The 16,654-nt window shown below is 62.7% G+C and carries 15 protein-coding genes; 12 read left to right on the plus strand and 3 right to left on the minus strand.

Annotated elements, in window-relative coordinates; translation table 11 throughout:
• The first annotated feature begins 18 nt into the window (after positions 1 to 18).
• The 10 genes from CHR90_RS17165 (at position 19) to CHR90_RS17210 (ending at position 9,362) form a co-directional block, all read left to right on the plus strand.
• Complete coding sequence (locus CHR90_RS17165; protein WP_229671516.1) at positions 19 to 1,143, plus strand: polyamine ABC transporter substrate-binding protein; 1,125 nt, start codon at positions 19 to 21, stop codon at positions 1,141 to 1,143.
• Positions 1,144 to 1,257: 114 nt separating this feature from the next.
• Positions 1,258 to 2,442 carry an ABC transporter ATP-binding protein gene (locus CHR90_RS17170; RefSeq protein ID WP_094410353.1) on the plus strand — a complete coding sequence of 395 codons (1,185 nt, stop codon included), beginning with the start codon at positions 1,258 to 1,260 and terminating at the stop codon, positions 2,440 to 2,442.
• Complete coding sequence (locus CHR90_RS17175; protein WP_094410354.1) at positions 2,442 to 3,359, plus strand: ABC transporter permease subunit; 918 nt, start codon at positions 2,442 to 2,444, stop codon at positions 3,357 to 3,359. Before CHR90_RS17170 ends, CHR90_RS17175 begins: the two co-directional genes overlap by 1 nt.
• A gap of 3 nt (positions 3,360 to 3,362) precedes the next feature.
• Positions 3,363 to 4,196 carry an ABC transporter permease subunit gene (locus CHR90_RS17180; protein ID WP_094410355.1) on the plus strand — a complete coding sequence of 278 codons (834 nt, stop codon included), beginning with the start codon at positions 3,363 to 3,365 and terminating at the stop codon, positions 4,194 to 4,196.
• Positions 4,193 to 5,299, plus strand: a complete 1,107-nt coding sequence (locus CHR90_RS17185; protein WP_094410356.1) for an alginate lyase family protein — start codon at positions 4,193 to 4,195, stop codon at positions 5,297 to 5,299. Before CHR90_RS17180 ends, CHR90_RS17185 begins: the two co-directional genes overlap by 4 nt.
• Before the next feature lie 20 nt (positions 5,300 to 5,319).
• Positions 5,320 to 6,354, plus strand: a complete 1,035-nt coding sequence (locus CHR90_RS17190) for an agmatine deiminase family protein (RefSeq protein ID WP_094410357.1) — start codon at positions 5,320 to 5,322, stop codon at positions 6,352 to 6,354.
• Positions 6,351 to 7,232, plus strand: coding sequence for an N-carbamoylputrescine amidase (gene aguB, locus CHR90_RS17195; protein WP_094410358.1), 882 nt, complete (start codon positions 6,351 to 6,353; stop codon positions 7,230 to 7,232). Before CHR90_RS17190 ends, aguB begins: the two co-directional genes overlap by 4 nt.
• 70 nt (positions 7,233 to 7,302) lie before the next feature.
• The gene (locus CHR90_RS17200; protein WP_094410359.1) at positions 7,303 to 7,572 is read left to right on the plus strand and encodes a DUF2312 domain-containing protein; all 270 of its coding nucleotides are present in this window, start codon (positions 7,303 to 7,305) and stop codon (positions 7,570 to 7,572) included.
• Positions 7,573 to 7,664: 92 nt separating this feature from the next.
• Positions 7,665 to 8,888, plus strand: a complete 1,224-nt coding sequence (locus tag CHR90_RS17205; protein ID WP_141210982.1) for a GGDEF domain-containing protein — start codon at positions 7,665 to 7,667, stop codon at positions 8,886 to 8,888.
• Positions 8,889 to 8,963: 75 nt separating this feature from the next.
• Positions 8,964 to 9,362, plus strand: coding sequence for a VOC family protein (locus CHR90_RS17210; protein WP_094410361.1), 399 nt, complete (start codon positions 8,964 to 8,966; stop codon positions 9,360 to 9,362).
• On the opposite strand, the gene CHR90_RS17215 is transcribed toward CHR90_RS17210, so the two are convergent.
• The 3 genes from CHR90_RS17215 to pepN form a co-directional block, all read right to left on the minus strand.
• Positions 9,359 to 10,918 (minus strand): sensor domain-containing diguanylate cyclase, encoded by a 1,560-nt coding sequence (locus CHR90_RS17215; protein WP_094410362.1) that lies wholly within the window; start codon positions 10,916 to 10,918, stop codon positions 9,359 to 9,361. The genes CHR90_RS17210 and CHR90_RS17215 overlap by 4 nt on opposite strands.
• 75 nt (positions 10,919 to 10,993) lie before the next feature.
• Positions 10,994 to 12,193: an O-antigen ligase family protein gene (locus CHR90_RS17220; protein ID WP_094410363.1), complete on the minus strand. Its 1,200-nt coding sequence runs from the start codon at positions 12,191 to 12,193 to the stop codon at positions 10,994 to 10,996.
• Entirely contained in the window at positions 12,190 to 14,886 is a 2,697-nt protein-coding gene (pepN, locus tag CHR90_RS17225) for an aminopeptidase N (RefSeq protein WP_420866598.1), read from the minus strand. Before pepN ends, CHR90_RS17220 begins: the two co-directional genes overlap by 4 nt.
• A gap of 110 nt (positions 14,887 to 14,996) precedes the next feature.
• Here pepN and CHR90_RS17230 point away from each other — a divergent pair, with 110 nt between their 5' ends.
• Positions 14,997 to 15,308, plus strand: coding sequence for a DUF3572 domain-containing protein (locus CHR90_RS17230; RefSeq protein ID WP_094410364.1), 312 nt, complete (start codon positions 14,997 to 14,999; stop codon positions 15,306 to 15,308).
• 143 nt (positions 15,309 to 15,451) lie between these two features.
• Complete coding sequence (locus CHR90_RS17235) at positions 15,452 to 16,654, plus strand: ABC transporter substrate-binding protein (protein WP_094410365.1); 1,203 nt, start codon at positions 15,452 to 15,454, stop codon at positions 16,652 to 16,654.

The following is a 16,654-nucleotide window of genomic DNA, read 5'->3' on the forward strand; positions in this document are numbered from 1 at the left end:
TTCAAGGAGATGACAGGGATGCGCACGGTTAAAACTTGGGCAGGAACCACGGCTATCGGCCTCGCCCTCGGCGTCGGCCTTCTCGGGGTTGCAGTTGCCCCCGCCGCCTTCGCGCAAAAGAAGGTCGTTAACGTCTACAATTGGTCGGATTATATCGACCCCAAAGTGCTGGAAGCCTTCACGAAGGAAACCGGCGTTAAGGTCAATTACGACGTTTACGACAGTCAGGAAGTGCTGGAAGCCAAGCTGACCGCTGGCAAGTCCGGCTATGACGTGGTCGGCCCGACCGCGCAGCCGTTCCTGGCCCGTCAGGTCGCCGCCGGTCTCTATCAGCCGCTCGACAAAAGCAAGCTGAAGAACTTCGGCAACCTTGACCCCGATATCATGAAGGCCATCGAAAAGGCCGATCCGAACAATGCCCACGCAATCCCCTGGATGTGGGGCACCAACGGCATCGGCTATAACGTCGGCAAGGTGAAGACCATCGCCGCCGATGCGCCGGTCTACTCGATGAAAATGATCCTCGACCCCGAGGTCGTGTCGAAATTCAAGGCCTGCGGCGTCATGATCCTCGACGCGCCGACCGATGTGTTCCCGAGCGTTCTGAACTATCTTGGCTTGCCGCCGGACAGCAAATCGACCGCCGATCTCGATAAGGCCACCGATGCGCTGCTGAAGGTTCGTCCCTTCATCCGCAAGTTCCATTCGTCGGAATATATCAACGGTCTCGCTAACGGCGATATCTGCGTCGCCTTCGGCTATTCGGGCGATATCATCCAGGCCTCCACCCGCGCGGCGGAAGCCAAGCGCGGCGTGACGGTCAATTACTCGATCCCCACCGAAGGCGCACAGCTTTGGGTCGATACGCTGGCGATCCCCAAAGACGCCCCGAACCCGGATCTGGCCCACGCCATCCTCGATCATCTGATGAAGCCGCAGGTCGTCGCTGCCAGTTCCGATCTGACCGGTTACGCCAACGGCAATAAGGCCTCGACCGCTCTCGTGTCCGAAGCCGTGCGCACCAATCCGGGCATCTATCCGCCCGCCGAAGTCCGCGCCCGCCTGTTCACCATCACCCCGGCGGATAAGGATTTCGAACGCGCCCGCACCCGCGCCTGGACCCGGGTGAAGACTGGCCGCTAGTCGCGGCTGACGTAAACGCCTAACAGGGGCGCGCCGGGTTCTGCGGAAGCCGACGCGCCCTTCGCCTTGACGCCCTAAGTTTTCTGGCTGTCCCGCTGGGAGGTTCTGTCCGGTATGCCTGCTGTTCCCCCCGCCGCCCCGGCATCGTCCCCCACCCGCTCGCTCGGCGGGCTTTCGGGCCAAAGGGTGCAGCCCTGGCGCGACCCATCGGCCAAGCCGATGATTCAGATCCAGGAAGTCCGCAAGACCTTCGGCGATTTCGTCGCCGTCGATGGGGTGTCGGTCGATATTTACCCGGGCGAACTCTTCGCCCTGCTCGGTGGATCGGGCTGCGGAAAGACCACACTGCTGCGCATGCTGGCCGGGTTCGAAACCCCGACGGAGGGGCGCATTCTGATCGACGGTCAGGATATGGCCAATGTGCCGCCCTACGCGCGCCCGGCGAATATGATGTTCCAATCCTACGCCCTGTTCCCGCATATGAATGTCGAGGCCAATGTCGGTTTCGGGCTGCGGATGGATGGGGTTGCCAAGGGCGAAATCGCCGCCCGCGTCGCCGAGGCGCTGGAACTCGTGCAGATGACGCCCTTCGCCAAGCGCAAGCCGCACCAGCTTTCCGGCGGTCAGCGCCAGCGCGTCGCCCTCGCCCGCAGTCTGATCAAGCGCCCGAAAGTGCTGCTGCTCGACGAACCCTTGGGCGCACTCGATAAGAAGCTGCGCGAGCAAACCCAACTTGAGTTGCTGAATATCCAAAGCAAGGTCGGCATCACCTTTGTGATCGTTACCCACGATCAAGAAGAAGCGATGACCCTGGCCGACCGTATTTCGGTGATGGACCGGGGCCGCATCCAGCAACTCGGCACCCCGGCGGAAATCTATGAGTTTCCCAAGAACCGCTTCGTCGCCAACTTCATCGGTTCGGTGAACCTGTTCGAAGCGACCCTGGCGGTGGACGAACCCGACCGGGCGGAGTTGGACAGTATCGATTTCGGCCAGCGCATCCACGTCGGTCACGGCGTCACCGGCACCATTGGGATGGAGTTTTCCGTCGCCGTGCGCCCTGAAAAGATCCGCATGAGCCGGAAGCCCCTGCCCGACCTGCCGAACCAGACCCAGGGCGTGATCAAGCAGATCGTTTATTTGGGCGATATCTCTACTTATTTCATCGAAACCGCCAGCGGTAAGCAGGTGCGCGTGACGCAGCCGAACCTCGACCGCTGGGCCGAAGGCGAGTTTACTTGGGAAGACCGCGTCTACATCGGCTGGGCTGCCGATGGCGGCGTGGTACTGGCGCAGTAATGACGGCGCCGGGCTTCCTGCAGCGGCTGATGGGCCGCTCCACCGTCATCGCCATTCCGTATGTGTGGCTGGGGCTGTTCTTCCTCGTGCCCTTTCTGATCGTGCTGACGATCAGCCTATCGACCGCCGACACCAGCCTATCGCCGCCCTTCACCCCCTTGATCGATTGGGTGGACCATAAGGCGCTGCAAGTGGTGCTGAACCTTGGGAACTATATGTTCCTGTTCGGCGACGATCTGTATGTTATCGCTTACCTGAATTCGCTGAAAACGGCCGCCGTCAGCACGATCTTCTGTCTACTGATCGGTTATCCCATGGCCTATGCCATGGCGCGGGCGGATAAAAGCGTGCGCCCGATCCTGCTGATGATGGTCATCCTGCCGTTCTGGACCAGCTTTCTGATCCGTATCTATGCCTGGATGGGCATTCTCAACAATAACGGTTTGTTGAACAACCTGCTGCTATGGTTGGGCGTGATCTCGGAACCCATTCCGATCATGAACACTCCCACCGCCGTCTATATCGGCATCGTTTACACCTACCTGCCTTTCATGATCCTGCCGCTCTATTCGACGCTGGAAAAGATGGACCTGACGCTGCTGGAAGCCGCTGCGGACCTGGGCTGCCGCCCCTTGCGCGCCTTCTGGCTGATTACCCTGCCGCTATCGGTGCCGGGGATCATCGCCGGGTCGATGCTGGTGTTCATTCCAGTGGTCGGCGAGTTCGTCGTGCCGGAACTGTTGGGCGGGCCGGAAACCCTGATGATCGGCAATGTTCTATGGGCGGAATTCTTTAATAACCGCGATTGGCCGCTGGCCTCGGCGGTTGCCGTCGCCATGCTGTTGCTGCTGGTGGCGCCAATCATGCTGTTGCAACGCAGCCAGGGCGGCAGCCCGCACGCGCACGGGGGGCATTGAGCCATGAATCGCCGCCCGCTAGGTCTTTTCGTCTTCCTCGGCCTTGGCTACGCCTTCCTCTATGGGCCGATTCTGTCAGTGATCTTCTATTCGTTTAACGAGAACCGCCTCGTCACCGTCTGGTCAGGCTTTTCGACCAAATGGTATGGCGAGCTGTTCAACAATGACCGGATGATCGACGCCGCCCTAACCTCGCTAAAGATCGCCGCGATGAGCGCGACGGGCGCCGTCATCCTCGGCACGTTGGCGGGCTATTGCCTCGCGCGCATGCCGACCTTCTGGGGCCGCACGCTTTTTGCTGGGCTGGTCTCGGCGCCGCTGGTCATGCCGGAAGTGATTACCGGCCTTGCCTCGCTGCTGCTCTTCGTCGGCCTCGAGCAATTCATCGGCTGGCCGAATGGGCGCGGGGTGGATACGATCACCATCGCCCATATCACCTTCACCCTCTCCTTCGTCGCCGTCATCGTCCAGGCGCGTCTCAAGGATATGGATCAATCGGTGGAAGAGGCGGCGATGGACCTGGGAGCGAAGCCCTGGCAGGTCTTTTATCTGATCACCCTGCCGCTGATCGCCCCGGCCCTCGTCTCCGGCTGGCTGCTGGCCTTCACCATCAGTCTTGATGATCTCGTCATCACCAGCTTCGTTTCTGGCCCCGGTTCCTCGACGCTGCCGATGATTATCTTCTCGAAAGTCCGCCTGGGGGTCAGCCCCGAAATCAATGCGCTTGCCACCATCATCGTCGGTATCGTCACCACGGGTATTCTGATCTCCGGCCTGCTGATGCTGCGGCAGAACCGCGAGAAGGAACGCGCCGCGCGGGAGGCTGCCGCCGGATGACCCGTCCTAGCGGTGCCTGGTTGCGGGCGCTTTCGGCGGGCCTCCTCGCCGGGACGCTCGCCCTCCCCGTCCGGGGAGCCGACCCCGCCCCCTTCGTTGGGCCGCTCGACATGGCCGCGCGGCGGCTTTTGGTTGCAAAACCGGCGGGGCTTTACGCCTGCGCAGCCGTTCCCGAACCGATCCGCACGGTAACCGGCGTCGATTTCTTTACCGACGCCAGCCAAAGCATCGTCGATCCCGACGCGCAGACCCGCCACCGCGCCGCGGTGAAGCCGGTGGAAGATTATGTACGCGGCGTCCAGGCGATTGCCCTGTCCTACCTCAAATTCTCCCCCGCCGACCCCAGTATCGCCGATTGCGCGCTGGATTGGATGATCGCCTGGGCGAAAGATGAAGGATTGACCGGCGACCCAGTGACCTTGGCGGGCGATCGGCAGCAGGAAAATATGATTGCCGGCCTCGCCCACGCGGCGCTGATGGTCCTCTCCGAAAAGCGACTGGCGGCGACCAAAGTGCAAGCCGTGCAGACCTGGTTTCAGACCTTAGGCGGCAGTATCCGCGACCGTTGGCAGGAACCCGATGCTAATAGCCTGGGGGAAGATGCCCGCGCGTGGGCACTTACGGCGACCCTTCTGGCAGGATTGGCGGGACAAGACCGGGCGCTGACCGATTGGGCAAAGGCCGGGCTGAAGCAGTATCTGGCGCGGATCGACGCGCAGGGCTTCATCCGAGGGCTGGAGCCGCGCGAACGGCGGCTGCGCCATACCCATATGACGGCCCTCAGCGCGCTGGTGCTGGCGGCGGAAGCGCTGAAGGCCAATGGCGTCGATCTTTATGCGGCGGAGGGGGCGGCCTTGCGCCGCTTGGCCGATCTCGTCATTCGCGGCTACCAAGACCCCGGCCCCTTTGTGCAGAAGGCGCGGGGGATTGCGCAATCCTGGCCGCCGAAGTTCCAGCCCTATATGGTCGCCTGGATGGAGCCCTATTATACTCGCTTCAAGGATGCGCGGCTGGTCCCGTTCCTAACCGCCAACCGGCATATTTCCTGGATCCCGATGGGCGGCGATGTGACCACCCTCTACGGAACCAAGCCGCTGCCCTGACGTAGCTTCAAGGACCGAGAATGACCGATGTGACGCCCCCGGCCCAAGCCGGGTTCCGCATGCCCGCCGAATGGGCGCCGCACGAACGCTGCTTCATGGCCTTCCCCTGCCGGGCGGAGCTGTGGGGCAGCGGGCTCGAGGCCGCCCGCGCCGCCTATGCCGCCGTCGCCCACGGGGTGAACGAGTTCGAGCATGTGACTATGCTGGTCCGTCCGCAGGATAAACCGATTGCCGAAAAGCTGCTGTCCCGCCAGATCGACCTGTGGGAGATGCCGTTGAACGATAGTTGGGCGCGCGACTTCTGCCCGACCTTCCTTCAGAACGGCGAGGGCAAGATTGCTGGGGCGGCGTGGCGGTTTAACTGCTGGGGCGAGAATTTCCCCGACTATGCCGACGACGCCAAGGTGGCGGAGCGGGTGCTAGACCGCCTGGGCGCCCGGCGCTTCGATGCCCCCTTCGTGCTGGAAGGCGGCGCTATTCATGTGGACGGCGAAGGCACGGTACTGACGACCGAAGAATGCCTGCTGCACCCGAACCGCAACCCGAACCTGAGCCGCGACGAAATCGAAGCCAATCTGAAGGCGTGGCTGGGGGTCGATACGGTGCTCTGGCTTGGGTGCGGCTATGAGGGGGACGATACCAACGGCCATATCGACGAAATCGCCTGTTTCGGCGCGCCGGGCTTGGTGCTGATGACCGAGTGCCCCGACCCGGACGATCCGAACTTCACGGTTTTCCGCGAGAATTTTGCGCGGTTGGCGGAAATGCGCGACGCCAAAGGCCGCAGGATCGAGGCGCTGCGCCTGCCGCAGCCAGAAAAGCGGATGCTGAACGGCCTGCGCCTGACGCTGTCCTACACGAATTTCTTTATCGCCAATGGCGGGATTGTCATGTCCGGCTTCGACGATAAGGCCGACGATACGGCGCGGGGCGTTCTGCAAGAGGCCTTCCCCGACCGCAAGATCCTCCAGCTTCCGGCGCTCCCCATCACGGCGGGCGGCGGCGGCATCCATTGCATCACCCAGCAACAACCGAGCGGGGAGTTGGCCCGATGAGTGAAGAGCTTCTGACCGTCGCCGCCGTGCAGATGAGTTGCGGCGGCACCCGCGAAGAAAATATCGAAAAGGCCACCCATTTCGTCCGCGAGGCCGCCGATAAGGGCGCGCGGCTGGTCCTGCTGCCGGAACTTTTCGAAGGCCCCTATTGGTGCAAGGACCAAGACCCGGCCTATTTCGATTGGGCGCGCCCGGTGCTGGATAATCCGACGCTCATTCACTTCATGGAACTGGCGCAAGAACTCGGCGTCGTGCTGCCGATCAGCTTCTTCGAGGAAGCGGGTAAGGCCTATTTCAATTCGCTGCTAATGATCGATGGCGACGGCAGCCCGCAGGGGCTTTATCGCAAGTCCCATATTCCCGATGGGCCGGGTTATCAGGAGAAATTCTATTTCACTCCTGGCGACACCGGGTTTCAAGTTTGGGAAACCGATGTCGGTGCCGTTGGCGTCGGCATTTGCTGGGATCAATGGTTCCCCGAAGCCGCCCGCGTCATGGCCCTGAAGGGTGCCGAACTGCTGCTCTATCCGACCGCCATCGGCTCCGAACCGCCGCCCGCGCCGCCGCACGATAGCGCGGGTCATTGGCGCCGAGTGATGCAGGGCCATGCCGGGGCGAACCTGATGCCGGTGATCGCCGCCAACCGCATGGGCCGGGAAGTCGGCCAATCCGCCGAAATCACCTTCTACGGCACGTCCTTCATCGCTGATGAAACCGGGGAAATCCTGGCCGATGCGGGGCGCGACGTGGAGACAATTATCACAGCGACCCTGGACCTTGAGGCGATCCGCCGCCGCCGCCTAGGCTGGGGCGTTTTCCGCGACCGCCGCCCCGAACTTTACAAGGCCATCTTGGGCTATGATGGGGACGAAGAATGAACACGCGGCTTGCTAAACCAGGCGCGCTGCCAGTAAGGTCGCTTCCCATTCAGGTTAGAGGGGGTCGCGCATGACCGATGTTGGAGGCGTCGCCGCCGATCAGCTCCGTTCCTATATCGAACGGATCGAGCGGCTGGAGGAAGAGAAGGCCGGGATCGCCGCCGATATTAAGGATGTTTTCGCCGAAGCCAAAGGCAATGGGTTCGACGTGAAGACCATGCGCCAGATCCTGCGCCTGCGGAAACTCGAAGAAGTGGACCGGCAGGAGCAGGAAACCCTGTTGGATCTCTATAAGCGCGCGCTGGGCATGGCCGACGGCCCGCCGCTCGACGACGAATAACCGTCGCGGCACCGCTCGCCAGAAAAATCGCGCATTTGCCTTAATCTGGCGCTACACTTCTGCCACTGACCCGTTCGGACGAAGGTATTCCGGTGCCGCCTACCCTCCGCCGATTGCTTGATTTTCTGGCACTGCCCGGAGCCGCCGTCTTGGCGGCTCTGCTGTTCCAGCAAGCGGCAGACCCGGAATGGGGCAACCTGTTTGCCGCCCTGCCGTGGCTGGTCTGCCTCGCGGGCGGCTCCATCGCGTGGCGTTTCCGCTCCGGTAATATGGTGATGGTCTTCGTCGCGCTGGCGGGGGTGCATGCGCTGCTGGAACAATGGGGCCGGTCACCCTATACCGCCGATACGCTGCGTCTGGGGGCCGCCTGGTACTGGCCGATTATGATCGCCTGCCTTGCCACCCTGCCCGAACGCGGGCTGTTCAACCGCCCAGGGCTGGAGCGGGTGGCCTTCGTGGTTTACCCCGCCCTTATCATCCTTGCCCATGCCGCCAACGGCCAACCCACCCCCAGCTGGCTGCGCTCGGTTCTGTTTGACGGGATGATCCTGCATCTGCGGTTGCCGGACGCCGCTCTCGTCTTCGCCCTCGGGGCGGCAGGAAGCCTGATCTGGCTCTATCGTCGGCGTCCGACGCCCTTGGAAAGCGGGCTGCTGACGGCGCTTTTGTTGGGGATGGTCGGCGTTGCGCTGGGGGATAACCGCGTGCTGCGCGCCATCTATTTCAGCACGGCGGGCGGGGCGCTGCTGGTCGCGCTCATCCAGAATTCCTACCGCGTTGCCTTCCACGATGAACTCACGGGCTTACCGGGCCGCCGCGCCCTGAAAAGCCTGCTGAATACGGTGGGCGAGCGCTATGTGATCGCCATGCTCGATGTCGATCACTTCAAAAAATTCAACGATACCTACGGCCATGACGTCGGCGATCAGGTGCTATGCCGGGTTGGGCGGGTGATTTCCAACGTCACCGGCGGCGGACAATATTTCCGCTATGGGGGGGAGGAGTTTACCATCGTCTTCCCCAACCGCAGCCTGCGCGAAGCCCTACCGCATCTCGATGCCGTCTGCGCCGCGATGGCGGCAACGCCCTTTACGGTGCGCAGCAAGGACCGTCCTGATAATAAGCCAGAAGCCCCGCAAAACAGTGACCCGACCAAGGCCCCGGCAACCCAGGTAACGATTACGATTTCCATCGGCGCGGCCGAGAAATCCCCCCGGTACGAGGATTGGGAAGCCGTCATGAAAGCGGCGGATCAGGCGCTTTATAAGGCCAAGCAGGCGGGCCGCAACCGCGTCATGGCCGACGGGCAGAAGTAACGCCACAAGACCAGCATTTTATGGCATCCTGCTGGAAACGGGCAAAAATGCGCCCTGCTTCCGGGAGAAGAGCCGATGACCGATCCGACGTTGGAAACCTGCGCCCGTCCGGCCTTCGCGGCAGGGCGGAATATCGCGCTGAAAATGCCGCCGCACGAGTATCACCACGCCATCGCCTTCTACCGCGATATTCTGGGCCTAGAGCAGCTTTCCGCCGACGATACCAGCGTCACCTTCCGCTTTGGCGAGATGCGCCTATGGGTCGACCGAGTGCCGACGCTCAGCCAAGCAGAAACCTGGCTGGAAATCCGCACCGATGACGCCGAAGCCGCCGCCGATTGGCTGGAGGCGCAAGGCATCGACCGCTGCGATACCATCGAACCGCTGCCGGATGGTTTCCCTGGTTATTGGATTCTAGCGCCGGGCGGCATTGTCCACCTGATCCACGAACGGCGGGCTGTCACGACGGATTAACCCAGCGGGTTGGGCTTTGTCGGGTGCGGGGTGAAGGGCGACGGGCCAACGTCTAGGATAACCCGGTTACGCCCGCCGCGCTTGGCGGCATACAGCGCCTCATCCGCCCGCTTCATCAATTGATCAAGGTCTTCGGGCGCATACCCTGCCTCGGTCTTCAAGTCGGCAACGCCGATGCTCACCGTGACCTGCACCTGTTGCCCATCCGGCAGCAAGAAGGGCGATTCGGCGATCAGCAACCGGATGAGATCGAGCGCGGTCAGCGCGCCTTCAATCTCGGTTTCGGGAAGCAGAATGGCAAATTCTTCCCCGCCGAGCCGACCGATCAAATCTTCCCGGCGTAACCGCGCCCGAATGCGGCGCACCACCTCTTGCAGCACGGCATCGCCGCCCGCGTGACCATAGTGATCGTTGATCCGCTTGAAGTGATCGAGATCAAGCATCGCGAGCGCCAAAGGTCGCCGATGACGCAGGGAGCGGGCGATCTCGACGCTGGCCCGGTCGATAAAATAGCGGCGATTGGCAATGCCGGTCAGCACGTCGTTATTGGCGAGATCCCGGAGTTGCGCCTCGCGCTGGGCCATCGCAGTAATCGCCGCCTCGCGCTTCAAGATCAGCCGTAATCCCAGCAGCGTGCCGAGAATCAAAATACCGCTTAGCAGCAAACCGCCGCCGAGGAAGGGGCCGAGAATATCGCGGGACACGGCATTGACCTCCTCCCGCGATAGCATGACCAGCACAGTCAGCGGATAGACGGCGAGCCGCTGATAGGCGCCGATGCGCTGTACGCCCTCGAGCGACGCGGGCATATCGTAGAGCCCCGCCGACGGGCGTTTTGCATCCAAAAACGGCGCGTCCTGTAAGGGGGTTTCGAACAACGACGGGGGGACGGAGTTTACGCCGGTATCGAGACTATTCACCCGGGCGCGCAACCAACCGTCCGACCCGATCAGCGCAACCAGCCCATCCGGCGGGATGGCGACCGACCGCAGAAACTGAACGAAATAGTCATGGGCGACCGATAAGACGATAACGCCTTTAAATGTCCCGGCATCATCGATGATCTTGCGGGTAAATTGCAGCGATTGGGTATTGGAAACCCGACCAATGACGACCCGGCTGACATACAGATCATCCGTTGCGGAGGTCAAGTGGTACCGATAATGCAGCCGGTCACGCAAATCGACCGGCGCTGTCACCGGTTGACCGCTGCTATAGGCCAAAAAGCCCGCGGCATTGATCACGGATACTTGAAACGTGGGGAAAATGACTTGCGGTGCATCGGTATCCCGCAAAAAACGATCAAAATTGGCGGGATCGCGGAGATAAGCCCGGCGTAAGGCTTGGCTGGTCTTATCGATATCGGTCAGCGCCGCCGTCATATGCTGGGCCGTGGCATCGGCCAAGGTGACCGCTAGGGCTTGGCTGGTCCGCAGGTGATAGGCGCGGTGAATGTAAAGCCCGGCCAGAATCGCCCCCCAGACCACCGCAAGCAAAATCAGGCAGGCAGCCCCATGCAAGACAATCAGTGGATATAGCCTGGACCGAGGCACCATTCTGTCGTTTGCCCTTCCCGCCTTGTTAGATCGTGTCCTAACCGTGATGACTATCGAATCAAGATTAACGCTCTCTTAGGACCGGCGGGAAAAATACAAAAGCATCATTCCCCAAAAAACCGATAGACCCGCCAACCACCAGCCCTGCCACAGCCCAAAACTGACCAGCAGCGGCACCATTCCACCCGCTAACGCCGCGCTTCCCGTTGCCCGCGCAACCGTGGGAAGCAACATCAGAGTTCGAGAACTCGTCAACAGTAGCAGCGGCAGCACCAATGCGCCCAAAGCGCCGAGTTCTAACCAGAGCTGCAAAGCGCCATTATGCGGATGAAGCGGCAGCAGCGGCACACTGTCGCGGCCCAGGGCGGAACGGGCACACTCCGGCACCGGCGCGTCAGGGGCAGCGGCCCCCAAGCGCCGCGCGGCATCCAGGCCCCACCCGGACCAGGGGCGCTGGTCGATCAGGCCATCGGCATAGGTCCAGATCAGCAACCGATGGGCCGCCGACGGTTTTCCGGCCCATAGGACGCATTCCTGCGCCGGGGTAAGGGCGACGGGCAGGAGTGCGGGCAGGGCAATCGCGCTCGACACGGCAAGCGCGATCACAACCGGCCCCCAGCGCCACAGGCCAACCAGGGCCGCCACCACCGCCACCGGCACCAATAGCTTTGCCGCAAGATTGGCCGAAATCGCGGCGAGAACAATCCCCGGAACGGCCAGAAACACCCGCCGCAGCAGTGGGAAAGGCGCAGCTAGCAAAATGGGAACTGCCGTCAAGGCAGCCAGAACGGCACTGCGGCCATAGGTGATCACATCCACCGGCTGGCCGCGCAGAAACCCGGTCAGCAGCCCTTGGCTGGCGAGGTCGGCCACCGCCAACCCAGCCCCAACACCGAGGCCCACTGTCACGGCCCGCGCCCGCCGCACTGCCTCATCGGACGGCACCGCCAGCGCTATTCCAGCCAGTGCCAGCGCCAGCAAAAGCTCGCCGACCAACCGCCCCGCGCGCCCCGCCGACAAGCCCGGCCATTCCGCCCAAGGAACCAGTGCCAGCGCGAGGATCGGCACCAGAAACAACAGCAGCGCGGGTCGCAACCGCCCCCAGGCGCCGAGGGTCAGCAGCCCCCGCCGCCCCCCTTCTGCCACCGCCGCGACGATCTGACTGAGCACCACCAGCCCCAGCAGCACCGGCAAGGCTTGGGGGAACAGGAGGGCGATAACGGCAAAGCCAGCCAGCGCCGCCTGTTTCGCCGCCTCGGGAAGCCGCAAGATCACGCTGCCAGCGCCTTTTCAACGATCTCGGTCACGTCCTTCGACAGGCCAGGGGTTTTGCGGATGCGGTCGAGTTCGGCGCGCATCAACCCTTGCCGGGCCGGGTCCATCTTCTTCCAAGGGGCCAGCGGCGCCACCAACCGCGCCGCCAGCTTGCCATTAAACCCATCGGTGGCAATCACTTGATCGGCAAGGAACCCGTAGCCCGACCCATCGAGCGCGTGGAACTGCGCCCGATTGCCTGTGGTAAAGCTGCCGACCAAAGCGCGCACCTTATTTGGATTCTTTGCGTCATAAGCGGGGTGGCCGAGCAGCGCCGTTACCTGCGCCAGCGTATCGGCGCGGCGCGAGAGGGCCTGCACCGTGAACCATTTATCCAGCACCAACGCATCCTCGGCGAAATCAGCCTGGAAGGCTTCGAGGATCGCCGACCGCTCCGGGTGATCGGTATCGACCAGGGCGGTCAGCGCCGCCAGCCGGTCGGTCATATTCCCGGCGGCTTTCGCCTGGTCTGCCGCCAGCGCGATAGCCGCGCTATTGCCGCCCGCCACCAGCAAATCGAGCGCGGTATTGCGCAACGCCCGCCGCCCGGCCGCCTCTGCCGTCGGTTGGAACGGACCCGTGTCGGTAAACCGCGCGATGATTTTCAGCAGATCATCGGCATAGCGGCGACCGATGGCGGTGCGCAGGGCATTGCGGGCGGCGTGCAGCCGATCCGGATAAACGACCGGAACCAGTTCCGCCAGATAGGCTTCGCCGGGTAGAGCTAGACAGAGCGCGGCGAAAGCCGGATCGGCCCCGGCCCCGACCGTTTCGCCAGTAAAGGGCGCGAGCGTCGCCGCGACTAGATTGGCCACCGTCTCCGGCAGATCGGTCCGCGCGGGGCCGATAGAGGCCGGGTCAGCATCGGCGAGCAGCACGCGCGTCAACACGGTCTGACCGGCTTCCCAGCGGGCGAAAGCATCACTGTCATGGGCCGCGAGGGTAGCGAGTTCGGCGTCAGTCCAGGCACGTTCCAGCTTCACGGGTGCGGAGAAACCGCGCAGCAGCGACGGGATCGGCGCTTCCGCGACATTTACGAAGGTAAAACTCTGCCGCACATCGCTAAGGCGCAGAACGCGGGTGCCCGCCTGCGCGGTCGCTTCGCCCGTAAGCTGGGTCGGCAGGGTTTGGCCATCGGCCGATAGCAACCCCATCGCGATCGGAATCAGGAAAGGTTCCTTCACCGGTTGCCCCGGCGTCGGCGGGCAGGATTGGGTCATCGTCAGAGTATAGGTTTTTGTTTCGGTATCATATTGATCGGTGACCCGCACCACCGGCGTTCCCGCTTGCGAATACCAGCGCCCGAATTGGCTAAGATCGACGCCATTGGCATCGGCCATCGCCGCGCGGAAATCATCGCAGGTGACCGCTTGACCGTCGTGGCGCTGGAAATACAGGTCCATCCCGCGCCGGAACCCATCGGCACCGAGCAGCGTATGGTACATTCGCACCACTTCCGCGCCCTTATTATAGACCGTTGCGGTATAGAAATTATTGATCTCAACGTAGGAGTCGGGGCGTACCGGGTGCGCTGTCGGCCCTGCATCTTCGGGGAACTGAACCGCCCGCAGACCGCGCACATTGCCGATGCGCTGCACCGCCGCTGAATTCATGTCTGCCGAAAACTGCTGATCGCGGAAAACCGTCAACCCTTCCTTCAAGGAAAGCTGGAACCAATCGCGGCAGGTCACGCGGTTGCCGGTCCAATTATGAAAATATTCATGGGCGATAACTGCCTCAATCCCCTGATAATCCAGGTCGGTCGCGGTCTGTGGATCGGCCAGAACATATTTGGTATTGAAGACGTTCAGGCCCTTATTTTCCATCGCCCCCATATTAAAATCGCCAACCGCGACGATCATATAAATATCGAGATCATATTCGAGACCGAAGACTTGTTCGTCCCACGCCATCGAATGTTTCAGCGACATCATGGCATGCCCGGTCTTGGCGGCATCGGCGGCGCGGGTCCAGATTTCGAGATCGACCGTCCGCCCGCTGCGGGTGGTGAACCTATCGGCGGTTTTCACCAACTGCCCGGCAACCACGGCGAAAAGATAGGCTGGCTTTGGAAACGGATCGTGCCAGACGGCAAAATGCTGACCACCGGGCATCGTTCCGTGTTCGATACAATTGCCATTGGCCAGCAGAACTGGGTAATCCGCCGCCGAGGCAATCAGCTTGACCGTATAGACCGACAGAAGATCGGGCCGGTCGAGCCAATAGGTGATCTTGCGGAACCCTTCCGCCTCGCATTGGGTGCACAGCATATCGCCGGAGGCATAGAGCCCCTCCAGCTCCAGATTCGCGCTCGGGTCGATGCTCACCCGGCTCACCAACTCCCCGGCAACGGGGGGATTGAGCAGTTCCAGCCCATCCGGTACCAGCCGGTAATCCCGCCCTTCCATCAGCGGTTCGCCCTCGAGGGTCAGGCTTTCCAGGGCGAGCTTGCCGCCGTGCAGGAGCAGGCTTTCCCCAGGCCGATACACGGCCTCGTCCCGCTCCAGCCGGATGCGCGCTTCAACGGTGGTTTTCTGCCGGTCGAGCCAAAAGGTCAGGCTGACGCTCGGCAGCCGGTAGAGCGGCGGGCGGTAATCGGCCAGCCGAGTCACGGTTTGCGTCGAAGCGGGCGGCAGGGCGGAAGAGTCGGCCACGGTCATATCCTTGCAGCGGAGAAGCATCTGGCCATGACCATCCCAGAGCGGCGCGCAACCTGCAATCCCATCCCTCGCCTTTCCGGGGCCGGGGCGCTATTCTACCGCCTATGCAGTTTCCGAAATCAGACCGTACCACCGCCCCTTCCCGCTCCGCCGAGGCCGCTGAAACGCTGGCCTTACAAGCGCTCGCCTGGATTGCTGCGGAACCGGAACGACTATCGGGGCTGATGGCGACCACAGGGCTTTGGCCCGACGAGGTGAAAACCCGCGCCGGCGATCCCGCCTTCCTGGGCGGTGTGCTCGATTATCTGCTGGCCGACGAAGCCCTACTGCTCGGCTTTTGCGGCGAGGCGGAGATTGCCCCGGAGACCCCCGCCCGCCTGCGCGTTGCCCTGCCCGGTGGGGCGGTCGAGGTCTAGCCCAACTGTTCGTTGACGAACGCTGCATTCGTATGCCCCTGCGCTTTCTGCGGGGGCTGAGCGCGGCGGGCGGGCTTGTTCCCTGCGATATTGCGCCGCACTGTGCGGGCGACTTCGGCCCATAACCCTAAGGAAACGCCCGAATGCGCCCTGCCCGTCTGCTGCTGCCGCTGGCCTTTGCCCTCGGTTCGCTCTCGGCCCATGCGGCCGACCCGATCAAGATCGGCGAGATCAACAGCTATACCGCCCTCGCCGCCTTCACCCAGCCCTATAAAAAGGGCATCGAGCTTGCGCTGGAGGAAATCAACCGGGCGGGCGGCGTGCTTGGGCGGCCGCTGACCGTGGTTTTCCGCGACGATGGCTTTAAGCCCGCCGATGCCGCCCGCCACGCCGAAGAACTGGTGACGGCGGAAAAGGTCGATCTGCTGGCGGGCACTTTCTCCTCCGGGACCGGGTTGGCTGTCGCCGATTACGCGACGCGGCAGAAGATTCTGTTCGTTGCGTCCGAGCCGCTGTCCGACGCCTTGGTGTGGGATAAAGGCTCCCGCTATGTTTTCCGCCTGCGCGCCTCCACCGCTATGCAGGCCGAAATGCTGGCGGCAGAAGCGGCGAAACTGCCCGCCACCCGCTGGGCGACCGTCGCCCCGAATTATGAATATGGCACGGCTTTCGTTGCGGCTTTCAAACAAGCCTTGAGCACGAAGCGCCCCGACGTGCAATGGGTGGGCGAACAATGGCCGGCACAGGGCAAGCTCGATGCCGGGGCAACGGTGGAGGGGGTGGAAGCCGCCAAGCCCCAGGCGATCTTCAACGCCACCTTCGGGCCAGACCTCGCGCGCTTTGTGAAAGAAGGCAATAGCCGCGATCTGTTCAAGGGCCGCGCCGTAGTCAGCGCCCTGACCGGCGAGCCGGAATATCTCGATCCCCTGAAAGATGAAACGCCTGAAGGCTGGATCGTCACCGGTTACCCCTGGTCGCAGATCGATACGGAAGCACATCGAGCTTTCCGCACGGCCTATGAGGCGAAATTCAACGAAAGCCCGCGCTTAGGCTCGGTCGTCGGCTATACGACAATCCAAACCATCGCGGCGGCGCTCAAAAAAGCTGGATCGACCGAGACGGAAAAGCTGATTGCCGCCTACCGGGGGTTGGACTTCAATAGCCCCTTCGGCCCGGCCAAATTCCGCGCGGGCGATCATCAATCGACGATGGGGGCCTTCGTCGGCAAGACGGCCCTAAAGGATGGGCGCGGGATTATGACCGATTGGCGCTATATCGACGGCGCCAGCGTCCTGCCTAGCGAAGAGGAAGGCCGCCGCCGCCGCCCGGCGGAGGTGCAGAACTAA

The organism is Elstera cyanobacteriorum, assembly GCF_002251735.1.
GTDB lineage: Bacteria > Pseudomonadota > Alphaproteobacteria > Elsterales > Elsteraceae > Elstera > Elstera cyanobacteriorum.

Coding starts and splice junctions, on each gene's coding strand:
- CHR90_RS17235 (WP_094410365.1), top strand. CDS start 15,452: ATGCGCCCTGCCCGTCTGCTGCTGCCGCTGGCCTTTGCCCTCGGTTCG.
- CHR90_RS17165 (WP_229671516.1), top strand. CDS start 19: ATGCGCACGGTTAAAACTTGGGCAGGAACCACGGCTATCGGCCTCGCC.
- aguB (WP_094410358.1), top strand. CDS start 6,351: ATGAGTGAAGAGCTTCTGACCGTCGCCGCCGTGCAGATGAGTTGCGGC.
- CHR90_RS17175 (WP_094410354.1), top strand. CDS start 2,442: ATGACGGCGCCGGGCTTCCTGCAGCGGCTGATGGGCCGCTCCACCGTC.
- CHR90_RS17200 (WP_094410359.1), top strand. CDS start 7,303: ATGACCGATGTTGGAGGCGTCGCCGCCGATCAGCTCCGTTCCTATATC.
- CHR90_RS17180 (WP_094410355.1), top strand. CDS start 3,363: ATGAATCGCCGCCCGCTAGGTCTTTTCGTCTTCCTCGGCCTTGGCTAC.
- CHR90_RS17170 (WP_094410353.1), top strand. CDS start 1,258: ATGCCTGCTGTTCCCCCCGCCGCCCCGGCATCGTCCCCCACCCGCTCG.
- CHR90_RS17230 (WP_094410364.1), top strand. CDS start 14,997: ATGCAGTTTCCGAAATCAGACCGTACCACCGCCCCTTCCCGCTCCGCC.
- CHR90_RS17190 (WP_094410357.1), top strand. CDS start 5,320: ATGACCGATGTGACGCCCCCGGCCCAAGCCGGGTTCCGCATGCCCGCC.
- CHR90_RS17215 (WP_094410362.1), bottom strand. CDS start 10,918: ATGGTGCCTCGGTCCAGGCTATATCCACTGATTGTCTTGCATGGGGCT.
- CHR90_RS17210 (WP_094410361.1), top strand. CDS start 8,964: ATGACCGATCCGACGTTGGAAACCTGCGCCCGTCCGGCCTTCGCGGCA.
- CHR90_RS17185 (WP_094410356.1), top strand. CDS start 4,193: ATGACCCGTCCTAGCGGTGCCTGGTTGCGGGCGCTTTCGGCGGGCCTC.